A 19,268-nucleotide genomic window follows, 5' to 3' on the forward strand; every position below is an offset into this window, starting at 1 on the left:
TTCATGGCATCTGACTTTGGCGCGACATACAGCGAGATGGAAGGCGCTGCTACCAAGCTGCGCGACGGCAAGAGCTCCGTCGACGACACCCTTGACGAACTTCAGGGCATCATCGACGAACTGGTTCAAGAGGGCTTCAAGACCGAGCATGCCTCGGGTGCTTATGCCGACGCCTACAAAGACCTCACGACGTCACTCAAAGACGCCTCCGTGGCAGTGGAAGAGATGGCGGACGCGTTGGACAAGATGGCCCAGAAGATTCAAGAAGAAGACGCCAACATGGCCGGTGGCGCCTGAGGCGCACCTTTCGGTATGCGGATCGCCGGCGTTGTTCGCCGGTGACCGCACTCCGCAACCTTGTCGCAGTGTTCCCAGCCTCGCACCGGAGAAGTGACGCACCATGAGTCCCACGAGTTACTACTGGTACAACTTGACGACCCAATCGGTGCAGCAGGCCGCCGAGCGTCCCTCGGACGACACCATCGGCCCCTTCGCGACCATCGAAGAGGCGGAGGATTCGCCCGCGACCCTGGTCACGTACGCGCAAGCCTGGCTCGACAGCGAAGCGTTCGAGCCGTACCGGGCCGCGGCCGAAGAGGACGCCAGCACCGACTTGTGAAAGCGCACCGATGAGAGCCGCGTGCCTCGGCGCCGTCACCGTTGCCCTGGCAGTGGTGACGAGTCTCACCGCGTGCACCAGCAAGGTGCCCGAGACTGTCGTGGCGGGCACTGTGATCACCGTCGGCTGGTCCGGTTCACTGACCTCGACCAACGCCGCGTCTTCGCCCACCGCCGGCAATCGCGACATCGCCGAGATGATCAGGTCTGACTTCGGTGACGTGGTCGACGGCGAGTTCGTCGCCGACGAGAGCTTCGGCGCCGTCACGATCGTCAGCCAGAAACCCTTCACCGTTCGCTACGACCTGACCGAGCCGGCGTGGTCCGACGGCGTGCCCCTCGACGCCGCCGACCTGTTACTCGGGTGGGCGGGCGCCACCGGCTTTCTCGACCGTAAGCAGGGCGCCGAAGCTGCCGTGGTGCCCGTGCTCGACGAGTTCGCCCGCGCGATTCAGGTGACCGACCCGCAACCGAAGGCGCAGTGGCAGACTGCGGTGCGCGTGCCGGTGGCCGCCCACGTGGTGGGTCGGCACGCCTTCGGTACCGACGACCCGATGGTGGCCAAGCAGGCGGTGATCACCGCCATTCAGCACGACGACTTCGCAGCCCTGGCCCGCCTCGCCACGGTGTGGCGCGAGTCGTTCGCCGTGTCACCAGACAGCGGCGCCGACGATCTCGGCCTGTCGAGCGGGCCCTACACGGTCGAGCGGCTGCAGCAGAACGAGCAGGGGCAGACGGTCAGCCTGGTGCCCAACCCCGCCTATCGCGGCGCGCTGACACCCAAGGTGGCGCACATCGAACTGATGCCTCGCGGCCCGCAACCGTTGGCTGAGCTCGGCGATCGGCTCAACGTCGCCCAAGTGGCTCCGCGCACGTCGAATCGCGCGACGATACGTGACCTCGAGCGCCGAGACTTCAACGTCGAGACCACCCACGACGGAACCGTGTGGGCGGTGCTGCTTCGGCCCTCGGGCGTGTTCGATGCCCGGCGGGCCCGCGCGGCCTTCATTCGCAGCACCTCCGCCGCCGACCTGATCGAGGGCGGGGGCGGGCAGTGGGCCGGCGCGTACCGGGCGACCACGGCCATGACCGCAGCCCCTGGCACCAAGGCCTACGACATCGTCAGCCAGGATTCGGGGTTCAGCGCCACTCTGGGCGCCAAGAGCGATGACCCGGCCGTGGAGCGGCGCCGCGCCGGAGTGGCCGACGGTGCACGCGTGTGCGTGGTGTTCGACCGAAAGAGCGCGTTCGCCAAAGGCGCTTTCGCGGCGTTGAAACAGACCACCAAAGAGGCCGGCTGGGCGGTCGCCGACTGCGGCAGCAACGACTTCGCCAAGGCCGTCAAGGGCAAGGGGTGGAACGCGGTCGTCACCCGGGTGCCGATTCCGCAGACACCCGACCAGTTGGCCGCACAGTGGGGCAGCACGGGCAGTCGAAGGGTCGTGCAGGTGCCCAACAAGGGCCGCGACGCCCTGATCGCACAACTGGCCGAAACCGTCGACGTGTATGAGTCGCGGGTCGTGCTCGCCAAGGTCGAGGCGACGATCGTCAAGGACGCCGTGGCGCTGCCGCTGGCGGTCAATCCCCGGCTGACCGTGATCGATCGTCGGGTGTCGGGGGTGGCGCCGCGCAACGGCGCGGAGGCGTCCCTGACCTATTCGGTGGCCCAATGGGAGGCCGTTCAATGACTCCCTCGTGGTCTAGTGTCGGCGTCGTGAAGAGCGAGGGACCAACGGTGAAGGCGGTGGTTGCGTCGTGGGAATGATGTTGCCCAACGAGCTCGTCTGGATCATGGAGAAGCTCGGGTTCGAATGGCCCGACATCGACGAAGACGAGGTGACCAAGGGCGCCGACCTGCTACGCGGCTTCGGCAACGATCTCGAGACGGTGATCCAGGCCGTCGATCGTCAGGTGAACAACGAGCTGGTGACCGCGATCAAGGGCCAAACCGGGCCGGCCACCATGAGCGCCTGGAACACCAACCGCTCCCAGAACCTGCAGAAACTGATCGACCTGATGCCGCCGGCCGCCGGTGCGATGGACGTGGGTGCCGTCGCGATCACGGCGTTGAAGGTGAAGGTGATCGTCGACGTGAGTTCGACCCTGATCGCCCTGATCGCGATGTTGACCAACCCGTTCACCGCGGCCGGGGCGGGCCCGATGCTGTTGATCAAGAAGAAGCTGCTGAACGCCGCGGTCGACATCGCCGTCGAACAACTGCTGATGCAGTTGGCGCCTTTGGTGATCGAGCCCCTGGCCGACGGCCTGCCCGCCATCATCGACGCCGTGCTCGATGCGCCCGTGGTTGAGGCGACCGCCGGTGATTCCGACGAGTTCTTCGCCGACCTCGAAGCGCTGGACAACGCTCAGGCGACCATGAAGATGCATGGGGCCGACATTCAGGCGATCACCTCGACCTTCTTCGCCGAGTTTTCCGCCCTCGACTTTGGTGGTGATGCCTGATGTCAGGCCTGAAGCCTTTGATGCGCGAGACGCGCGAAGCCGTACTCAAAGGAGCCGCCCGGGCGAAAGACCGGCTGCACCAAGTTGCGGACAACATGAACGACCACATCGACGACGTCGCTCGCCGTGTTCGCGCCCAGGACAAGTTCGACGACAAGCCCGACATGACGCCGCCGGCCGGGCGCGTGTTGCAGCTGAAGTACAAGAAGCGGTGGACCCCTGACCAGCGCAGGCAGATGGACGCGAAAGTCGCGGAGTTGAACCGGCTGGCTCAAGAAGGGGCACTTCGTAAAACTCCGGTCCCTCCGCGCCAGTCCGGGCTACGTGACCGATTCGCTGCACTGCTGGGCTTGAAGGGTAGCCAGCTGCCGAAAGACATGGACATCGACCACATCCATGAGTTGCAGTTGGGTGGTATGGACGACGTGGCCAATACGTGGCTACTGAACCTGAGCGTCAACCGCAGCACCGGTGCGCAGATCAGAAACTTGATCAGCGGCGACGGCATGGGCACCCCCTACAGTGGTGTAACAGTCAGCTGACAGGCAGTGAGGTACTGATGGGACTGAGGATCGATCCAGACATAAGAGGCGCAGGAGGGCCGTGGACTCAACCGCTGGTCGGTGACAGCTACGCGCGAATCCATGCCTGCGGGGCGTCTTTCGCGCGCGGCATCTTCAAGTTTCACGACTCGGTCTCAGGACAGACGGCGACCGAGTTTCTCAACGATGCCTTCGACTTCGACGGCACGGTCGAACCGTTCGCGTTCGACTGGCTCGGCCGGCAGTACTGCGTCACCGACGCAACCCTGGGAAAGTCCGGCGAGCCCGAGGTGGCGCTGATCGACCCCTTCGACATGTCGTTGGAGCCGCTCGTGCCCAAGGGAGAGTTTCTCGGTTTGTTGTCGACGCCGGTCATGCTCGACTTGGTCGAAACCCCGTTGTTCGCGCAGTGGCTGGCAGCCGCCGGGGTGGAGTCGGTGCCTTTCGACCAGTGCGCAGGCGCTATTCAGCCCGCCTTTCTCGGCGGCGAGCGCACGCTGACAAATCTGGAGTTGTCCGACATCGAGGTCTACTGGGCCATCATGACCCAGGCGGCACTGGCCGCTGCACCGCTCGCCGACGGCGAAACCCTGGAAAGGCTCTGATGTCTCCAGCACAGCCGGAAAAGCTGTCCACCGCCGAGTGGGCAGAACTTTCGGAGAACATCACCGCCGAGTTCCAGCAGCTGTTCGCCGAAGCCGATGAGTATTTAGGCAAGGCGGGTGTGCGCGCCGTCCAGTCTGCGTTGAAGTCACTTTCGATGAAGAGCGAGTCGAAAGTGCGAAACCTCACAGCTCTGCTCGCCTTGGCCGATCTGGCTGGGCGTGGGGCCGTGTTGTTGTCGGGTGCGGACGCCTTGCGGGCGGTGCCGTTCACCGGCAACGTCACCATCTACGAGCCGATTCGGCTGACTTTCTGCGGGGCTGCTAGACGTGCCGAACTCGAAGGCGGCTCCAAAGATCCGTTCGCGGGGCTCATCGAACTACCTGGTGTCGACGAGTCGGCGCAAGGACAGGATCTGCTGGCTCAGCGAGCCTCCGGCTTGTTGCTGAGGCCGCCCTCGGAGAGTGGAGCGGGCGAGGCGACGTCGTCCATTCCTCAGCACATCATCATCACCTGCATGGCCGTGCAGGAGTTGTGGCTGATGTGGGTGTTGGGTGGCAGCCAGAAGTGGCCTCGTCAGCGAATCGACGAGGAGCTGGAAAGCGCGGCCACTATTCTGCGCCGACTCAACGCGATTGTTTGATCCGATCCTTCGGGAGCACTGGTCGAGACGCTTCTATGTCTTGTCAAGGGTGGTCGTGTTGAGGTGTCGGAAGATTTGGCGGGCGATGTAGCGCTTGAGGCAGCGTCGGATTCGGGGTTTGGTTTGGCCTTGCTGTTTGCGTTTCTTGACGTAGGCCTTGGTGGTTTCGTCGTGTCGCATGCGGGTGTTCGCGATGGAGTTCAGGGCTGAGTTGAGTTGTCGGTCGCCGGTGCGGTTGAGGCGATGATCCTTGGAGTTGCCCGAGGAGATCTCCAGGGGGCAGACGCCGCCGATCTTGGCGAAGCCGGCTTCGTCATGGATGCGGCCGGGGTGAGACCAGACGGCGAGCACAATGGCGGCGTTGATGGGTCCGAGGCCGGGCAGGTCGAGCAGGGTTGGTTCGAGTTCACGCACGAGGGCGTTGATGGCTTTCTCGTTGCTGTCGAGGTCGGCGTCCAGGGTGTGGATGCGGGTGGCGAGGCGGTGCGCTTCGGTGCGGGCGATCCGGGCCAGGGTGGTGTCGGTGGGCCGCTTGCGCCAGCCCGCAATGAGGCTGATGTGGACCTTGTTGATTCCCTTGCGGGCATCGATGTCGAGGTTGTGGGTGCGTAGCAGCGCGGTGAGCTGGTTCTTGGAACGGGTCCGGTCGCGTCGCATGCTGTCGCGGGCGGTGAGCAGGATCTGCAGCGCGGCACGGGTATGGCCGGCGCGTCGGTCGGCGAGCCGTTCGCTGTCCTTGGGTAACGCGCCGCGGGCAGCGACCAGGGCATCGATGTGGTCGTTCTTGCCGCTGCCACGAGCCCGTTTCGGCGAGGGTGCGTCGACGACCCGGTAACCGCGTGCGGCGAGCAGCTCGGCTGCCTGGGCGCCGTAACTGCCGGTGCCTTCCATGCTGATCAGCACCTGGTCGACAGCTGGGTTGTCGTCAACACTGGTGCGGCGGCTGATCCAATCCACGGCCCGCAACAAGCCCGCGGCATGGGTGGGGAACTTCCCGTGGGTGATCTGGCCGCCGCTACGGGTCTCCACGATCGCGTAATGATGAGTGGCGGCGTGGGTGTCCACACCCACCACATAGGTGTAGGTATCTGCAACGATGGCCATCGGTGTCTGAGCCTCCTGTTTTCGGGATGTTGGGCATCGAGCCGGTCGAACCGGCGCGGCCATCCCGGGGAAAGAGTCACCCGTGGCGTTACTGTGATCGGTCACCCCGCCAAAGCGGTGGGACGGGCTTCTATCAGGCCAACGAGTGGGCCGGGATGGTCGGCCGGTTCTCCGTGCACGAGCCGGACAGATCTCGACCAAGACACCCCGCACAATTGCGGACGGTCAGCTTGTCGAAGGGTCACGACCCGCACACGAACAACCGGTCCCACCACCCTGCCAGCTAGCCCCAGGCCAGCCACCACCAACTCTCACAGCTTGTCGAGACCCGTTGCGGCTAGAGGTTTCGACAAGCTCAACCAACGGCCCACGCGTTGATCAGTCCGCACCACTCGCAACTCGCGCCGATGACCGTGAACTAGCCGATGGCGAAGTTCCAGCAGGTCGGATCACCCCTCAGCGCACAGCGTTGCGAGCGCCCGGTCGAGCGTCGCCGCCGTCTGGTCGATCGCTCCACGCACACTACGTACGACGACTGCGTCCGGCCTGGCCTCGAGGACAGCCAGCAATCGGTCGTACATGCCGGCCAGGAACTCGTCACCGCCCAGATCGGCGACCAGTTCGTTGTTGTCACGCGTCCACTCGCTGTCGTCGTCGCGGCTGTTGAATCGCTCGATGGCGGCGTCGCGATCGTCGAGCAGCACGATTTCGATGAAGTCGGCTTCGGCGTCGTGAGCGACCCGTTCGAAGATCTGCAACTGCTGCAGGTCGCCCACGTACTGCGGCAGAATCACGTCGCGCCCGTCGGCCAGGTGGGTGCCGGCCATCGCCCAGGCGAGCGGCCTCAACAGATCGTGGAACTGCCCCTGTGAGGTGCGCCAGCCGCCGATCAGGTGGTGCAGGGTGTCGATGTCGAGGTTCAGCGTGCCGGGGTGCCGGTCGGCGTACCGCGCGGCCAGCGTCGACTTGCCGATGCCCGGCGGGCCGTTGAGGTGAATCAGGGCCGTCACCGCAGCGACGCTAGCAGCCGCGGCAGCTCTGCAGCAGACAGTCGACGACGCCGGCGAATCTGGTCACGGGTGACGGCTCTGTCTCACTGGGGTGTCGAGCCCGATGCCCGCACGAACCGAACGACCTGATCGGGTGCCAGTTGCCCCGCTTTGTCGAGCGCCGATGAGTGCAGCACCGCGATCACCGGGTAGCCGCCGGTGACTGGATGGTCGGCCAGAAACAGCACAGGCTGCCCGTCCGGCGGCACCTGGATGACACCCGCGACCATGCCCTCGCTGGACAACTCGTGGTCGATCGCGCGGGTCAATGGCCGATGGCCACGCAGCCGTAGGCCGACGCGGTTCGACTGGGGGGTGACCGTCCACGGCTGGGCGAACAGCTCGTCGACGTCGGTGAACCAGTCGTCACGCGGGCCCAGCATGACGGGTAGTTCGATCACGCCGGCGCTCAGCCGGCGGGGCCAGGGTTCGGGCTCGCCGACCGTCGACGGGCCGGCCGGTGCGGCGATCGCCAGTCCGGCGCCGGCCCTTAGGGGCGCCGGACCGATGCCCGACAGCACGTCGGATGAGCGGCTGCCCAGCACGGCCGGCACGTCGAAGCCGCCGCGAACAGCAAGGTAGGTGCGGGCGCCCCGCCCCGGGCTGATGGTCAGCGTGTCGCCGCAGTGCAGGTGCACCGGCGTGGGGTGGGTGATGGCGGTGGTGCGGCCGTCGGCGTGGGTGAGGGCGACCGACGTCCGTTCGCCCGACACGCACACCACCACGTCAGCGAGCGCGCGCACGGCACCACCGAAGGCGAACTCGATCGCCACCGTACCGGACGGGTTGCCGACCAGCCGGTTCGCCTGGTGCAGGGCGAACCGGTCGAGGGCGCCCGAGCCGGGCACGCCCATGGCGGCCATGCCTGGGCGTCCGTCGTCCTGCAGCAGGGCCTGTGCGCCGACGGAGACGATCTCGAGGGCCGCTGCGGGGGTCTCGACGGGCTCGACCGGGGGTGGGTCGGTGGGCGTCTCGGCGGGCTCGACCGACGGTGGTTCGCCGGCTTCGACGAAACGCACCCGATCGCCCGGCTGCAGGGCGGCCGGAGGGTCGCGGTCGAGGTTCCACATCGCTTGGTCGGTGCGGCCGATCAGTTGCCAGCCGCCGGGACTTTCGCGCGGATACACCGCCGAGAACCGGCCGGCCAGGGCCACCGATCCGGCGGCGATGCGGGTGCGTGGCGAACTGCGTCGGGGCACGTCGAAGATCGGGTCGCCTCCGGTGAGGTAGGCGAAGCCGGGGGCGAAACCCCCGAAGGCGACCCGATAGGTGGCGGCGGTGTGCCGATCGATCACCTCGCTCTCGCTCAGGCCCAGCAGTTCGGCCACTTCGGCGAGGTCGTCGCCGTCGTAATGCACGGCAATGGTGACCAGGCGTCCGCTGGCCGCCGCTTTGGGTGCGGCGGGCAGGGATGCCAGCCGAGTTCCCAACTCGTCGGCTGTCGTGGTCAGGGGGTCGAACTTCACCAGCACGGTGCGCGCGGCCGGCACCGCCTCGACGACTCCGGGCAAGTGGGCCGCTGTGAGCGACGCGAACAGCCTCAGCGCGTCGTCGAGGTCGGGCAGTTCGACGAGCCAGGCTCGGTCGCCCATCGGCAACACCCGGCGGTCGTCGGCCATCAGCGCGTTGCGAAGGGTTTGACGGCCACCCCGGCGGTCTCGAGCTTCTCGCGGACGGCCCGCGCCACGGCAACCGCACCGTCGGTGTCGCCGTGCACGCAGATCGAGTCGGGGCTGAGTTGCAGTTCGGTGCCGTCGACGGCGGTGAGCCGTCCGGTCTGCACCAGGGTGAGCATGCGGTCGGCGATCAGTGTCGGGTCGTGCAGAACGGCACCGGGTTCGCGGCGTGACACCAATCGTCCGTCAGGGGTGTAGGCGCGGTCGGCGAACGCCTCGGTCGCAGTGGTCAGCCCGGCCTCTTCGGCCAGGTCGAGTACCACCGCACCCGGCGGCCCGAGCAGCACCAGGGTGGGGTCGAGTTCGACCATGGCTCGTACGACAGCCGACGCCTGCCGCTCGTCATGCACGATTCGGTTGTAGAGGGCGCCGTGCGGTTTCACGTAGTCAACGGAGGTTCCGACGCTGCTGGCCAGGGCGCGCAGGGCCCCGATCTGGTAGATCGTCTCGGCGAACAAGTCGTCGGCCGAAACGTCGAGGTCGCGGCGGCCGAATCCGGCGAGGTCTCGGTAGGCCACGTGGGCGCCCAGGGTGACGCCGTGGCGGGCAGCGATCTCGAGCGTGGCCCGCATGCCGCGCGGGTCGCCCGCATGAAACCCGCAGGCGATGTTGGCGCTCGAGGTGATGGCGAGCATGGCGGCGTCGTCGCCCAGCGACCAGAGCGCGAAGCCCTCGCCGACGTCGCTGTTGAGGTCGATGCTCGGCGCCATGGTCACAACCTAGCCGTGACCGGCCCAGGCTGCTCGTGGAGCTTTGTCGGGGCCCTCGTCGTGGCCGACATGGTCGGGTGTGACCACAGACCCGGGTCGGGCCCCGGACTGAGGGCACTCGAGCGGCAGTCGCGCCGATGCCGCTGTCTGCCACGGCACAGAGCGTTGATCTGACCACCTCAGACGGGGGTCAGATCAACGCAGTCTTTTCGCACTCGATCAGAGCACACCGATCAATGCGCGGCCAGCACCTGCTCGCGCGGTTGGTAGGGGCACAGCGGGTCCGATTCGAGCGGATCGCCCGTCCACGCGAAGGCGCGGGCTCGTGAGCCACCGCACCAGCGGTTGAACTCGCAGGCCCCGCAGCGGCCCTTGAACTGCTCGGGGTCACGCAGTGCCAGCATGGTCGGGTCGCTGCGATACAGCTCGACCAGGCTGGTGTGCTTCACGTTGCCGACCGTCAACGGCAGGAAGCCCGAGGGCGTGACGTCGCCCTGATGGCTGACGAACACGATGCCGTTGCCGTCGCGAATGCCGAAGGAGCGCGCGATCGGGTGCTGTTCGATCTGGGCGCGGTCGAGACCGGCACGGGTCAGGGCATTGGCGCCGAGCCGACGGTAGTGCATGGCTTCGGTGGTCTTGATGCGCCAGGGTGCGGTGCGGGCCGTGCGCTGCGCCCACAGCAGTACCCGCTCGGCCGCCCCCGGGGTGAGTTCGGTGAGTTCGGCGCCGCGGCCGATCGAGATCAGAAAGAACAGACTCCACTGCATCAGCGTGTGGGCTTCGAGCAGGTCGTAAATGGCCGGCAGGTCGTCTGCCGTGGTGGCTGTGACCAACGTGTTCACCTGCACCGACAGACCGGAATCGGCTGCCTGATCGAGCGCCTCGATGGTGGCGTCGAAGGTGCCTTCAACTCCGCGCAGGCCGTCGTGCAGGGCGGCGCACGAGCCGTCCAGGCTGAGCGAAATGGCCTGCACACCGTCGGCGGCGAACTCGCGCATGCGCTCGGCCGTCAGCAGGGGAGTCACGGCGGGCGCCAGCGACACCCCGATGCCGCGCTGCCGGGCAGCGGCGATCAGTTCACGCAGGTCGGGTCGCATCAGCGGGTCGCCTCCGGTCATCACCACGTGCGGCAACGGGTCGCCGAACCCGGTGATGTCGTCGAGCAGAGCGATCGACTCGGCAGTGCTCAGCTCACCCGGTGCCGGGTCGGGCATGGCGGTGGCCCGGCAATGGCGGCAGGCCAGTCCGCAGGCGTTGGTGAGTTCCCAGTACACGATCATGGGCGCTCGCTGGTAGGCCCAGTTGACGGGTTTGACTGAACCGATGCTGGTGGGGTGGCCGTGGGCCATGGCGAAGACGCGTCCTTTCGTGGCGGCCCTTCGAACCTAACAAGCCCCGACGCCGCGCGAGCGCCCTTCGCTGAACCCGTGGCACGCAACCGACCTGCCACTCGTGGCCACGCCCGCAGTAGGGTCCGGCTCATGGCAGAGCGGTACGTGACGGGCAGCACAGGCATCGTGATCACGGTGCCCGAAAGCGACGAGCTGGTGAGGGCCGTGCGCGAGCGTTACGACCCGGCGCTCGCTTTCGGAGTACCGCCCCACGTCACGGTGTTGTTCCCCTGGTTGTCGCAGCCATCGGTGACCGATGAGCAACTGGCGGCGCTCGCTGAGCTCGCAGCCGCCACGCCCGCGTTCGATGCTGCGCTCACCCACGTCAGGCGCTTTCCCGGCGTCGCCTGGCTGGCGCCCCGGCCGTCCGAGCCGTTCAGGGCGCTGAGCCGAGCCGTGTGGGCGCGCTGGCCGCAGACGCCGCCCTACGAAGGCAGGTTCGCCGACCCCGCGCCGCACCTGACCGTCGCCGACGGACAGCCCGACGAGGTGCTCGACGCCGTCGAGCGCGAGCTCGGCAGTCGGCTGCCCGTGCCGTTCAAGGTGGACGCCCTCACCCTGCTGTGCTTCGACGGCCGACGGTGGACGCAGCTGGCCCGGTTCGGCCTGGCACGGTGAGGTCGATCCGGTGCCTCGACTGAGAGCGAAAACCACATGGTTCTCACCAAAGGTGTGACAATCGCCTAGAGTCGGGTGTGCCGAGTCGGCAGCGTCGCCGGCTCGGTTGCCGCAACGACGAGAGGGCTGCGCGCATGCTGATCGGGTTGCGACAAGCCCTCGACCACGCCGAACGAGCCAACTGCGGTATCGCCGCGATCAACACTCCGACCCTGGAGTTGCTGCTCGGGGCGGTCAAGGTGGCCGAGCGGTATGCGGTGCCGATGGTGCTGCAGCACGCGCAGGTGCACGAGCCCGTCAACGCGATTGAAGACATCGGGCCGGTGATGGTCGAGGTGGCGCGCCGCTCGAGCGCGCCGCTGGTGGTGCACGTCGACCACGGCGAGACGATCGAGTACGTCGAGCGAGGTTTTGCCGTCGGGTTCAACTCGGCCATGTTCGACGGTTCGCGGCTGCCGTACGACGACAACGTGGCCCAAACCCGGGCTGTGGTCGAACTCGCCGACGGTTACGGCTTCGGGGTCGAGGGCGAGCTCGGCATCATGCCCGGCCGTGAAGACGGGGTGGAGTCGACCGGCACCGCCGACGAAGCGCTGTACACCAGACCGGACGACGCGGCGGCGTTCGTCGCGGCCACGGGCGTGACCGCACTGGCGTGCTCGTTCGGCACCGTGCACGGGCTGTACAAGGCCGAACCGAAGATCAACTACGAGTTGATCGGCGAACTGCGTCGGGCCGGCGGTGTGCCGGTGGTGATGCACGGCGGCTCGGGCCTGAGCTGCGACGAGTACCGGGCGTCCATCGACCAGGGTGTGCGCAAGATCAACTACTACACTTACGCCGACAAGGCGGCTCTCGAGGCAGCGCGCACGCTGCTGACCGAGAAGCCCGACACGTACGTGTTCTCAGACCTGACGGTGGCGGCACAGGCGGCCATCACGGCCGACCTGGACGCGCTGGTGCGCTGCCTGTACCGGGTGTTCTAGCCCCGGGAGTGAGGGGTCTCGACACCGCTCGACCAGCGATCACGAGTCGCGTGTGGGCACCGTTGATGGAGACGGTTGCTGTCGTGCGCCCATGGCACAACCACTAGTGAAGCGCTGATTCTTCGCTGGTCGAGCGTGTCGAGACCATTGCTCTGAGAGGGGTTTCGACACGCTCAAACCAACGGCCCGCGCGTTCATCAGCCGTCGCTCAGACGCGCGGACGCTCACGGCCACGCCGCTGATCGGCCGGAGGCACACAACTCTGAACACCCGAACGGCTCTCGTCGCGAGACGAGAGCCGTTACGGATTCCGGGTGTCAGTCCCTGGGTGGTTGGGGGTGCACCGGCTCGATCAGGTCGTCGGTGGGGCCACCGGGTTCTGCACCGCCCTGCACGATGTTCGGCATCGTGGTGGTCGTCGGGCCAGCGGTGATCGGACGTTTGCGCAGCCGAGCCTCAACGGCACCGGCGAGCTTGGTCATCGCGTAGTTCAAGATGATGAACAGCACCGCGGCCACCATGTAGGCGGGCACTGTGTTGGCGTAGGCCGAACCCAGGGTCTTCGACTGGTTCAACAACTCCATGTAGGTGATGCCGTAGCCGAGTGCGGTGTCTTTGATCACCACGACCAGCTGGCCCATCAGGGCCGGCAGCATAGCCACCAGCGCCTGCGGCAATTGAATCGTCATCAGCGTCTGCTGAGGCGTCAAGCCGATCGAGAGCCCCGCCTCGGACTGCCCCTTCGGAAGTGCATGCACGCCTGAGCGAACCAGCTCGGCGATCACCGACCCGTTGTACAGGGTGAGTGCGGTCACGACCGCTGCGAGCGGGTTGATGGTGGGCAGAAACACTCCGTTGCGGCTGTACAGCGTGAACGCGAAGTACATCATCAGCAGCACCGGAACAGCGCGGAAGAACTCCACGACGACGCCACAGATGATGCGAATCCAACGCACAGTCGACAGGCGACCCACCCCGAAGATCAGCCCGAAGATGCCGGCCAGAACCACCGAGATCGCCGCGGCCGTGAGGGTGGCGCCCAGACCCGGCAACAAATAGGCCGTCCAGGCCGTTCCAGTGAGGAACGGTGCCCACTTGGCGGCGTCCAACTGGCCTGTTTCGGCGAGGCGTGCGCCGGCCAAGTACAGCACGCCGACGATCAACAAGGCACCGACGGCAGTGAGGACGTTGTGCCGCGCCCGAGCCTTGGGGCCCGGCGCATCGAATAGAACCGACGGGGCGCTCATCGCTTCACCGCCAGTCTGCGCGACAGGCTGGTGAACCAGACGCCCAAAGGCAGGGTGAGAATCACGAAGCCGAGTGCGAACAGGAAGAACACAGCGACGCCACCGGTCTCGTTCTCGACGATGGTCGCCATCAGTCCGGCCGCCTCGGACGCGCCAATCACCGAGGCCACCGTGGAGTTCTTGATCAGGGCGATCAGGGTCGACCCAAGCGGTGCGATCGCCCCACGAAATGCCTGGGGCAGGAGTACCTCGGTGAGTGACTGCCTGAACGTGAGCCCAATCGATCGGGCAGCTTCTGCCTGCCCCGTTGGAATGGTGTTGACGCCGCTGCGCAGCGCCTCGCATACGAACGCGGCGTGGTACACGCTCAGCACCACGATCGCCCACAGAAAGACGTCCATGTTCACGTCGTTCGACAGTCGCAGGCCCATGATCAGCGACAGACCGAGAATGGCCGACACCATCAGCAGGGTCAGTGGAGTGTTGCGCACCAGGTTGACGTAGCTGGTGCCGATGAGTCGAAACACGGGTACCGGCGACACCCGCAGAATGGCTACCAGGGTGCCGATCACGAGAGCCCCCAGGGCGCTCCAGAACGACAGTTGGATGGTCAGCCAGAAAGCGCCGAAGAAGTCGTAGCGGGCAAAGATGTCACCCATAGGGTCTCCCCTCTAGATATGGCTGGAGGGTGCCGTCCTTTCAGACGACACCCTCCAGTCGTCGGGTCAGGAGCAGGCGGCCGGCGTGGGCGGGTTGCCGTCGCCCGGCTTGAACCCTGCCGGGCCGAGGTTGGCGTCCACCGCCTTCTGCCACGAGCCGTCACTGATCATCGCCTTGATGGCGTCGGTCACCTTGTTGCACAGGTCGGTGTTGCCGAGCTTCAGGCCGATTCCGTAGTTCTCGGTGCTGAACGTCTTGCCCACTACCTTGAGCTTGCCTGCGTACTCCGCCTGCGAGGCGTACCCGGCGAGAATTGTGTTGTCGGTGGTCAACGCGTCCACACCCTTTGCCACCAAGGCAGCGACACACTCGGAGTAGGTGCCGAACTCGCGCAACTGAACGTCGGGGTACTGCTTCTTGACGTTCTGGGCCGAGGTTGAACCGGTCACCGAACACAGAGTCTTGCCACCCAACGAGTCAGGGCCGGTGATCGAGGTGTCGTCGGCGCGAATCAGCAGGTCTTGGCCGGCGATGAAGTACGGCCCGGCGAAGCTGACCTTCTTCTTGCGCTCGTCGGTGATCGAGTACGTGGCGACCACCAGGTCGACCTGGCCGGTCTCGATCAGAGTTTCACGCTGCGCCGAAGGCGCCTGCACCCAAGTGATCTTGTCGGGGGTCGTGCCCAGCTTGCCCGCCACGTAAGTAGCGACGTCGACGTCGAAGCCGGTGTACTTGCCGCCGGAGTTGAGGCCCATGCCCGGCTGGTCGAACTTGATGCCGATCTTGAGTGCTTGCAGATTGGTCGAGCCACCGGCTCCGCCTCCACAGGCACTCAGCGTCAGGGCGAGCGCTGCTGAGGCGACTACTGCTCCGATTTTCTTCTTCATTGACATGTCGGACGTACTCCTTGCTGGTCGGTTCCGTGCTTTTCGTCGGTCGGTGAGTGGTCGGGTCGATTCAGTGGGTCAGGATCTTGGACAGGAAGTCCTTGGCTCGGGCCGAGGTCGGGTTCGAGAAGAACTCGTTCGGGGTGTTCGACTCGACGATCTCGCCGTCGGCCAAGAAGACCACCTTGTCAGCGGCCTTTCTGGCGAACCCCATCTCGTGGGTGACGACGATCATGGTCATGCCCTCTTTGGCCAGTTGAACCATGACGTCGAGCACCTCGTTGACCATCTCGGGGTCGAGCGCCGAGGTGGGTTCGTCGAACAGCATCACCTTGGGGTTCATCGCCAGCGACCGGGCGATCGCCACCCTCTGCTGCTGGCCGCCCGACAGTTGGGCCGGGTACTTGTCTTTCTGATGCGCCACGCCGACCCGGTCGAGCAACTCCAGGGCGCGCTTGTCGGCCTCGGCCTTGGGTGTCTTGCGCACCTTGATCGGGCCGAGCGTGACGTTTTCGAGAATGGTCTTGTGGGCGAACAGGTTGAACGACTGAAACACCATGCCCACGTCGGCGCGCAAATCGGCCAGTTCCTTGCCCTCATCAGGAAGCGTCTTGCCGTCGATGGTGATCGAGCCGGACTCGAAGGTCTCGAGGCGATTGATGGTGCGACACAAGGTGGACTTGCCCGACCCTGAAGGGCCGATCAAGATGACGACCTCGCCCTTGTCGATCGACAGATCGATGTCTTTGAGAACATGCAAGTCGCCGAAGTGCTTATTGACTTTGTCGATCACGACGAGGGGCTCAGACATGGCGGCACAGTAGCGGCACACCTGGGGCCCGACAAGCACTTGAGCCCGCATGTGCGCCGATCGTCACCGTATCGAAACCGCACCCAGGGGTGAGGCTGCGTCGCTGTGACCTGGCCGCAACGTGTGCTGCGATCAGGTGCGGCGCAGGTGATCCATCAGGTCCGGCGCGGTCGACGTGAGCCGCTGCATCTCTTGGCCGCCGTCGCAGGTGCAGAGCGCGACGACCACAGGTGGACCCGAGCTCACCACCTCGACCCCACCCCCGGACGCCTGCCAGCGCACGACTGTCGCCAGGTCGTCTGACGGGTCTTCGGTGGTCACGCACCTAATCATGCGCCCGATCACAGTTTGGACGGCGTTCGCGGGTGCAGTTTGATGGGCACATGTCGTCCGTCGCCCTGATCACCTCGCAGTACGCCCTGACCAGCCCGGTGGACGCCGACCGCGACCTGGCGCCGATCGTCGCGGCCCTGCAACGCCGGGGTGTCGATTGCCGAGTGATCGACTGGCTCGACGAGTCGGCGCGCTACGACGATCTCGACCTGGCGGTGATCAAGTCGCCGTGGGACTACGCCGCGCAGGCTGAGCGGTTTGTGACCTGGCTGGCTGCGCTCGAGCGGGTGGTGCCGGTGGCGAATCATCCCGAGTTGATTCGCTGGAACCTCGACAAGGCTTATCTGGGCGAACTGACCGAGCGGGGCGTCCGGGCTTGTCCGACCGTTTACTGCCGTACCGCTGATGAGGTACGGGCGGCGTTGACCGCTTCGCGCGGACGCGTCGTGATCAAACCCAGCGTGTCCGCCGCCTCGGCCGACACCGGCCTGTTCGAGCCGGACGACCCCGCCGCGACCGCTCTGGCCGCGCACATTCTGGGCGTCGGCAAGGTGGTGATGATTCAGCCGGCGATCGCGTCGGTCGCGCGGGTGGGGGAGCGCGCGTTGATCCACTTCGCCGGGGAATTCGTGCACGCCATTCGCAAGGGCCCGCTGTTGGCGCTGGGCGGCGGGTTGCTGGGCGGCGACGTGTACGAAGAAACCATCACGGTCGACGAGGCGCCGGCCGACGAGCGCGAGTTGGCGCAGGCGGCGCTCGCGGCGGTGGCGACACTATTCGACGAGCGGGGGCTGGGCGAGTCCTGCCCGCCGCTGTATGCGCGGGTCGACATCGCCCGCGACGCCGACGATCGTGCGGTGCTGCTCGAAATGGAGTTGTTCGAGCCCAGCTACTTTCTCGATCTGGTGCCCGGCGCGGAGGAGCTGTTCGTCGACGGTGTGATGGCACGCTTGACGAATGAGTGCGCAACGTGATTTGGGCCAGTCGATGCTGCAGGTCATCTTCAGCTTCTTTCTGGGCCTGGTGGTAACGGCTTTCGTGGGCATAGGCGTCAACACGTTCTACCCCGAGCCCCAATTTTCGATGGGCGGCGAGTCGAGCTGGTCGCAATGGCGGCTGACCACGTCGATCATTCTGCTGATCTGCGCCACGGCGGTGATGCTGCTGTCGCTGGCGATCGCCGACGCCGGGCCGGTGTTGGCCAACGGTGCGCTGCTCGGCGGGCTGTTCACCATGATCTACGCGGTGGGTATGGGGGTGTCTGCCGGCGCCCAGTGGTCGCGGTTCGCGGTGATGACGGCGGCGCTGGCGGTGACGGTCGGCGTCGGTTGGTGGAAGTTCACCCGAGGACGCAGGCCGTCGGTCGAGGTGGCCGGCACCACTGCGGGTGCGCTGCCGGGCGAGGCAGAGGTGCGGTTGAGCGCCGTCGAGGCCAAGCTGGACGCCCTGGGGCGGGCGCTGCGCGACTGACTCGTCGCTGGTCGAGCTCGTCGCTGGTCGAGCTTGTCGAGACCCGTCCGCCGCCGCACAGTGGGGTGCACCCCACTCCGCTGTGACCGTGTCTCTGCACACCTGGTCATCCCGGCGAAACACCTCGTCATCCCGGCGAGCGCCGGGATCTCTCGACGGCGCGTCGCAACGGGTCTGGCAAGCTGACCACATGACGTCCACCACCGACATCGCCGCGCGACTGCACCCCGAACTTCAGGCGCTGCGCCGTGAACTGCACGCCGACCCCGAACTCGGCAACGACAACCCCCGTACTCAGGCCCGCATTCTGGCCGCGCTGGACGGGTTGGATCTCGAGATCACCACCGGCGAGTCGGTGACCAGCGTGGTGGCGGTGCTGCGCGGGCGGGCCGAGACGGCGGGGGAGCGTCCGATCGTGCTGCTGCGGGGCGACATGGACGGGCTGCCGGTGACCGAGGCCACCGGGCAGCCGTTCGCCTCGACCACCGGCACCATGCACGCCTGCGGGCACGACCTGCACGTGGCGGGCCTGGTGGGTGCGGTGAGGATTCTGCACGAACTGCGCGACGAGTTGCCCGGCGACGTGGTGTTCATGTTCCAGCCGGGCGAGGAGGGCCCGGGTGGGGCGGCCCCGATGATCGCCGAGGGTGTGCTGGATGCCGCCGGGCGCCGCGCCGACGCCGCGTTCGGCCTGCACGTGATCTCGGCGCAGGCTCCGCTGGGGGTGTGGACGGGGCGAGCAGGGGTGCTGATGGCGGCCGCCGATCAGTGCTACATCGCCGTGCGGGGTGTCGGCGGGCACGGGTCGCAGCCGCACCGGTCGAAGGATCCGGTACCGGTGGCGTGCGAGATCGTCCTGGCCCTGCAGGCCATGGTGACCAGGCAGTTCGACGCCTTCGACCCCGTGGTGGTCACCGCGGGACGCATCGTGGGCGGCACCAAAGAGAACATCATTCCCGACGACGCGCACATCGACCTGACCGTGCGCACCTTCTCGAAGACCAACCACGACCAGGTGCCCGAACGCATCGAACGGCTGGCCCGCGGCATCGCCGAGGCGCACGGACTGAGCGCCGAGGTGAACTATGTGCCGGGCTACCCGGTGACCGTGAACGACGACGCCGCCTACGCCCTGATGACCGACACCGTTACCGACCTGTTCGGGGCCGAGCGGTACGTCGAGATGCCGTTTCCCGAAGCCGGCGCCGAAGACTTCAGCTACGTGCTCGAGCAGGTGCCGGGGGCCTACATCTTCGTGTCGGCCTACCCAGGTGATGACTGGAACACCACCGCCACCAACCACTCGCCGCGGGCCCTGTTCGACGACGTGGTGCTGGCCGACTGCTCGGCGCTGCTCGCCGAAGTGACCCTCCGGCGCCTGCGTCAAGGCTGATGGGGGACGGTTCTCCAACCGGTGAGGGGACGGTTCTCCAACCGTCGGAGAACCGTCCCCT

The 19,268-nt window shown here is 66.5% G+C and carries 22 protein-coding genes; 12 read left to right on the forward strand and 10 right to left on the reverse strand.

The genetic code is table 11. The annotated features are described in order from the left end of the window. Positions 1–3 precede the first annotated feature (3 nt). From MPLG2_RS17630 to MPLG2_RS17660, 7 genes are all read left to right on the forward strand, one after another. A complete protein-coding gene (locus MPLG2_RS17630) occupies positions 4–297 on the forward strand; it encodes a WXG100 family type VII secretion target (protein WP_197710013.1) in 294 nt (97 codons plus the stop codon). Positions 298–400: 103 nt separating this feature from the next. Continuing rightward, positions 401–619: a hypothetical protein gene (locus MPLG2_RS17635; protein WP_105187276.1), complete on the forward strand. Its 219-nt coding sequence runs from the start codon at positions 401–403 to the stop codon at positions 617–619. Positions 620–629: 10 nt separating this feature from the next. Next, complete coding sequence (locus MPLG2_RS17640) at positions 630–2,306, forward strand: periplasmic substrate-binding domain-containing protein (RefSeq protein ID WP_105187277.1); 1,677 nt, start codon at positions 630–632, stop codon at positions 2,304–2,306. A 76-nt stretch (positions 2,307–2,382) separates the two neighbouring features. Beyond that, positions 2,383–3,081 carry a WXG100-like domain-containing protein gene (locus MPLG2_RS17645; RefSeq protein ID WP_197710014.1) on the forward strand — a complete coding sequence of 233 codons (699 nt, stop codon included), beginning with the start codon at positions 2,383–2,385 and terminating at the stop codon, positions 3,079–3,081. Beyond that, positions 3,081–3,623 carry a hypothetical protein gene (locus MPLG2_RS17650; protein WP_105187279.1) on the forward strand — a complete coding sequence of 181 codons (543 nt, stop codon included), beginning with the start codon at positions 3,081–3,083 and terminating at the stop codon, positions 3,621–3,623. The genes MPLG2_RS17645 and MPLG2_RS17650 overlap by 1 nt, the downstream gene beginning before the upstream one ends. 17 nt (positions 3,624–3,640) lie before the next feature. Further along, complete coding sequence (locus MPLG2_RS17655) at positions 3,641–4,228, forward strand: hypothetical protein (RefSeq protein WP_105187280.1); 588 nt, start codon at positions 3,641–3,643, stop codon at positions 4,226–4,228. Next, entirely contained in the window at positions 4,228–4,869 is a 642-nt protein-coding gene (locus tag MPLG2_RS17660) for a hypothetical protein (RefSeq protein WP_105187281.1), read from the forward strand. The genes MPLG2_RS17655 and MPLG2_RS17660 overlap by 1 nt, the downstream gene beginning before the upstream one ends. Before the next feature lie 33 nt (positions 4,870–4,902). Here the strand turns inward: MPLG2_RS17660 and MPLG2_RS17665 are convergent, their stop codons facing one another. The 5 genes from MPLG2_RS17665 to MPLG2_RS17685 form a co-directional block, all read right to left on the reverse strand. Continuing rightward, positions 4,903–5,973 carry an IS110 family RNA-guided transposase gene (locus MPLG2_RS17665; RefSeq protein WP_158680754.1) on the reverse strand — a complete coding sequence of 357 codons (1,071 nt, stop codon included), beginning with the start codon at positions 5,971–5,973 and terminating at the stop codon, positions 4,903–4,905. A gap of 449 nt (positions 5,974–6,422) precedes the next feature. Beyond that, complete coding sequence (locus MPLG2_RS17670; RefSeq protein WP_105187282.1) at positions 6,423–6,983, reverse strand: AAA family ATPase; 561 nt, start codon at positions 6,981–6,983, stop codon at positions 6,423–6,425. 83 nt (positions 6,984–7,066) lie between these two features. Then, the gene (locus MPLG2_RS17675) at positions 7,067–8,641 is read right to left on the reverse strand and encodes a 5-oxoprolinase subunit B/C family protein (RefSeq protein ID WP_105187283.1); all 1,575 of its coding nucleotides are present in this window, start codon (positions 8,639–8,641) and stop codon (positions 7,067–7,069) included. Next, positions 8,641–9,408, reverse strand: a complete 768-nt coding sequence (locus MPLG2_RS17680; protein ID WP_105187284.1) for a LamB/YcsF family protein — start codon at positions 9,406–9,408, stop codon at positions 8,641–8,643. Before MPLG2_RS17680 ends, MPLG2_RS17675 begins: the two co-directional genes overlap by 1 nt. 233 nt (positions 9,409–9,641) lie before the next feature. Continuing rightward, positions 9,642–10,760, reverse strand: a complete 1,119-nt coding sequence (locus tag MPLG2_RS17685) for a TIGR04053 family radical SAM/SPASM domain-containing protein (protein WP_105187285.1) — start codon at positions 10,758–10,760, stop codon at positions 9,642–9,644. Between the two features lie 132 nt (positions 10,761–10,892). On the opposite strand from MPLG2_RS17685, the gene MPLG2_RS17690 reads away from it, so the two are divergent. After that, positions 10,893–11,420, forward strand: coding sequence for a 2'-5' RNA ligase family protein (locus tag MPLG2_RS17690; RefSeq protein ID WP_105187286.1), 528 nt, complete (start codon positions 10,893–10,895; stop codon positions 11,418–11,420). A 134-nt stretch (positions 11,421–11,554) separates the two neighbouring features. Then, a complete protein-coding gene (locus MPLG2_RS17695; RefSeq protein ID WP_105187287.1) occupies positions 11,555–12,406 on the forward strand; it encodes a class II fructose-bisphosphate aldolase in 852 nt (283 codons plus the stop codon). A 317-nt stretch (positions 12,407–12,723) separates the two neighbouring features. On the opposite strand, the gene MPLG2_RS17700 is transcribed toward MPLG2_RS17695, so the two are convergent. The 5 genes from MPLG2_RS17700 to MPLG2_RS17720 all read right to left on the reverse strand — a co-directional run bounded on the left by MPLG2_RS17700 (position 12,724) and on the right by MPLG2_RS17720 (position 16,332). Then, positions 12,724–13,653 (reverse strand): amino acid ABC transporter permease, encoded by a 930-nt coding sequence (locus tag MPLG2_RS17700; RefSeq protein ID WP_105187288.1) that lies wholly within the window; start codon positions 13,651–13,653, stop codon positions 12,724–12,726. After that, positions 13,650–14,312, reverse strand: a complete 663-nt coding sequence (locus MPLG2_RS17705) for an amino acid ABC transporter permease (protein WP_105187289.1) — start codon at positions 14,310–14,312, stop codon at positions 13,650–13,652. The genes MPLG2_RS17700 and MPLG2_RS17705 overlap by 4 nt, the downstream gene beginning before the upstream one ends. A gap of 66 nt (positions 14,313–14,378) precedes the next feature. Further along, positions 14,379–15,206, reverse strand: coding sequence for a glutamate ABC transporter substrate-binding protein (locus MPLG2_RS17710; RefSeq protein WP_105187290.1), 828 nt, complete (start codon positions 15,204–15,206; stop codon positions 14,379–14,381). A gap of 64 nt (positions 15,207–15,270) precedes the next feature. Next, positions 15,271–16,011, reverse strand: coding sequence for an amino acid ABC transporter ATP-binding protein (locus tag MPLG2_RS17715; RefSeq protein WP_105187751.1), 741 nt, complete (start codon positions 16,009–16,011; stop codon positions 15,271–15,273). A gap of 132 nt (positions 16,012–16,143) precedes the next feature. Then, positions 16,144–16,332 carry a hypothetical protein gene (locus tag MPLG2_RS17720; protein WP_197710015.1) on the reverse strand — a complete coding sequence of 63 codons (189 nt, stop codon included), beginning with the start codon at positions 16,330–16,332 and terminating at the stop codon, positions 16,144–16,146. A gap of 62 nt (positions 16,333–16,394) precedes the next feature. Here MPLG2_RS17720 and MPLG2_RS17725 point away from each other — a divergent pair, with 62 nt between their 5' ends. The 3 genes from MPLG2_RS17725 to MPLG2_RS17735 all read left to right on the forward strand — a co-directional run bounded on the left by MPLG2_RS17725 (position 16,395) and on the right by MPLG2_RS17735 (position 19,207). After that, a complete protein-coding gene (locus MPLG2_RS17725) occupies positions 16,395–17,318 on the forward strand; it encodes an ATP-grasp domain-containing protein (RefSeq protein WP_105187291.1) in 924 nt (307 codons plus the stop codon). Further along, on the forward strand, positions 17,302–17,814 hold the full coding sequence (locus tag MPLG2_RS17730; RefSeq protein ID WP_105187292.1) for a hypothetical protein: 513 nt from the start codon (positions 17,302–17,304) through the stop codon (positions 17,812–17,814). The genes MPLG2_RS17725 and MPLG2_RS17730 overlap by 17 nt, the downstream gene beginning before the upstream one ends. 190 nt (positions 17,815–18,004) lie before the next feature. After that, positions 18,005–19,207 carry a M20 metallopeptidase family protein gene (locus MPLG2_RS17735; protein WP_105187293.1) on the forward strand — a complete coding sequence of 401 codons (1,203 nt, stop codon included), beginning with the start codon at positions 18,005–18,007 and terminating at the stop codon, positions 19,205–19,207. The last annotated feature ends 61 nt before the right edge of the window (positions 19,208–19,268 follow it).

It is taken from the genome of Micropruina glycogenica, from assembly GCF_900289045.1.
Classification (GTDB): Bacteria; Actinomycetota; Actinomycetes; order Propionibacteriales; family Propionibacteriaceae; genus Micropruina; species Micropruina glycogenica.

Excerpts from the sequence above, each read along its gene's own strand:
- MPLG2_RS17630 (WP_197710013.1), top strand. The coding sequence starts at position 4 with ATGGCATCTGACTTTGGCGCGACATACAGCGAGATGGAAGGCGCTGCT.
- MPLG2_RS17635 (WP_105187276.1), top strand. The coding sequence starts at position 401 with ATGAGTCCCACGAGTTACTACTGGTACAACTTGACGACCCAATCGGTG.
- MPLG2_RS17640 (WP_105187277.1), top strand. The coding sequence starts at position 630 with ATGAGAGCCGCGTGCCTCGGCGCCGTCACCGTTGCCCTGGCAGTGGTG.
- MPLG2_RS17645 (WP_197710014.1), top strand. The coding sequence starts at position 2,383 with ATGTTGCCCAACGAGCTCGTCTGGATCATGGAGAAGCTCGGGTTCGAA.
- MPLG2_RS17650 (WP_105187279.1), top strand. The coding sequence starts at position 3,081 with ATGTCAGGCCTGAAGCCTTTGATGCGCGAGACGCGCGAAGCCGTACTC.
- MPLG2_RS17655 (WP_105187280.1), top strand. The coding sequence starts at position 3,641 with ATGGGACTGAGGATCGATCCAGACATAAGAGGCGCAGGAGGGCCGTGG.
- MPLG2_RS17660 (WP_105187281.1), top strand. The coding sequence starts at position 4,228 with ATGTCTCCAGCACAGCCGGAAAAGCTGTCCACCGCCGAGTGGGCAGAA.
- MPLG2_RS17665 (WP_158680754.1), bottom strand. The coding sequence starts at position 5,973 with ATGGCCATCGTTGCAGATACCTACACCTATGTGGTGGGTGTGGACACC.
- MPLG2_RS17675 (WP_105187283.1), bottom strand. The coding sequence starts at position 8,641 with ATGGCCGACGACCGCCGGGTGTTGCCGATGGGCGACCGAGCCTGGCTC.
- MPLG2_RS17680 (WP_105187284.1), bottom strand. The coding sequence starts at position 9,408 with ATGGCGCCGAGCATCGACCTCAACAGCGACGTCGGCGAGGGCTTCGCG.
- MPLG2_RS17685 (WP_105187285.1), bottom strand. The coding sequence starts at position 10,760 with ATGGCCCACGGCCACCCCACCAGCATCGGTTCAGTCAAACCCGTCAAC.
- MPLG2_RS17690 (WP_105187286.1), top strand. The coding sequence starts at position 10,893 with ATGGCAGAGCGGTACGTGACGGGCAGCACAGGCATCGTGATCACGGTG.
- MPLG2_RS17695 (WP_105187287.1), top strand. The coding sequence starts at position 11,555 with ATGCTGATCGGGTTGCGACAAGCCCTCGACCACGCCGAACGAGCCAAC.
- MPLG2_RS17700 (WP_105187288.1), bottom strand. The coding sequence starts at position 13,653 with ATGAGCGCCCCGTCGGTTCTATTCGATGCGCCGGGCCCCAAGGCTCGG.
- MPLG2_RS17705 (WP_105187289.1), bottom strand. The coding sequence starts at position 14,312 with ATGGGTGACATCTTTGCCCGCTACGACTTCTTCGGCGCTTTCTGGCTG.
- MPLG2_RS17710 (WP_105187290.1), bottom strand. The coding sequence starts at position 15,206 with ATGTCAATGAAGAAGAAAATCGGAGCAGTAGTCGCCTCAGCAGCGCTC.
- MPLG2_RS17715 (WP_105187751.1), bottom strand. The coding sequence starts at position 16,011 with ATGTCTGAGCCCCTCGTCGTGATCGACAAAGTCAATAAGCACTTCGGC.
- MPLG2_RS17725 (WP_105187291.1), top strand. The coding sequence starts at position 16,395 with ATGTCGTCCGTCGCCCTGATCACCTCGCAGTACGCCCTGACCAGCCCG.
- MPLG2_RS17730 (WP_105187292.1), top strand. The coding sequence starts at position 17,302 with ATGAGTGCGCAACGTGATTTGGGCCAGTCGATGCTGCAGGTCATCTTC.
- MPLG2_RS17735 (WP_105187293.1), top strand. The coding sequence starts at position 18,005 with ATGACGTCCACCACCGACATCGCCGCGCGACTGCACCCCGAACTTCAG.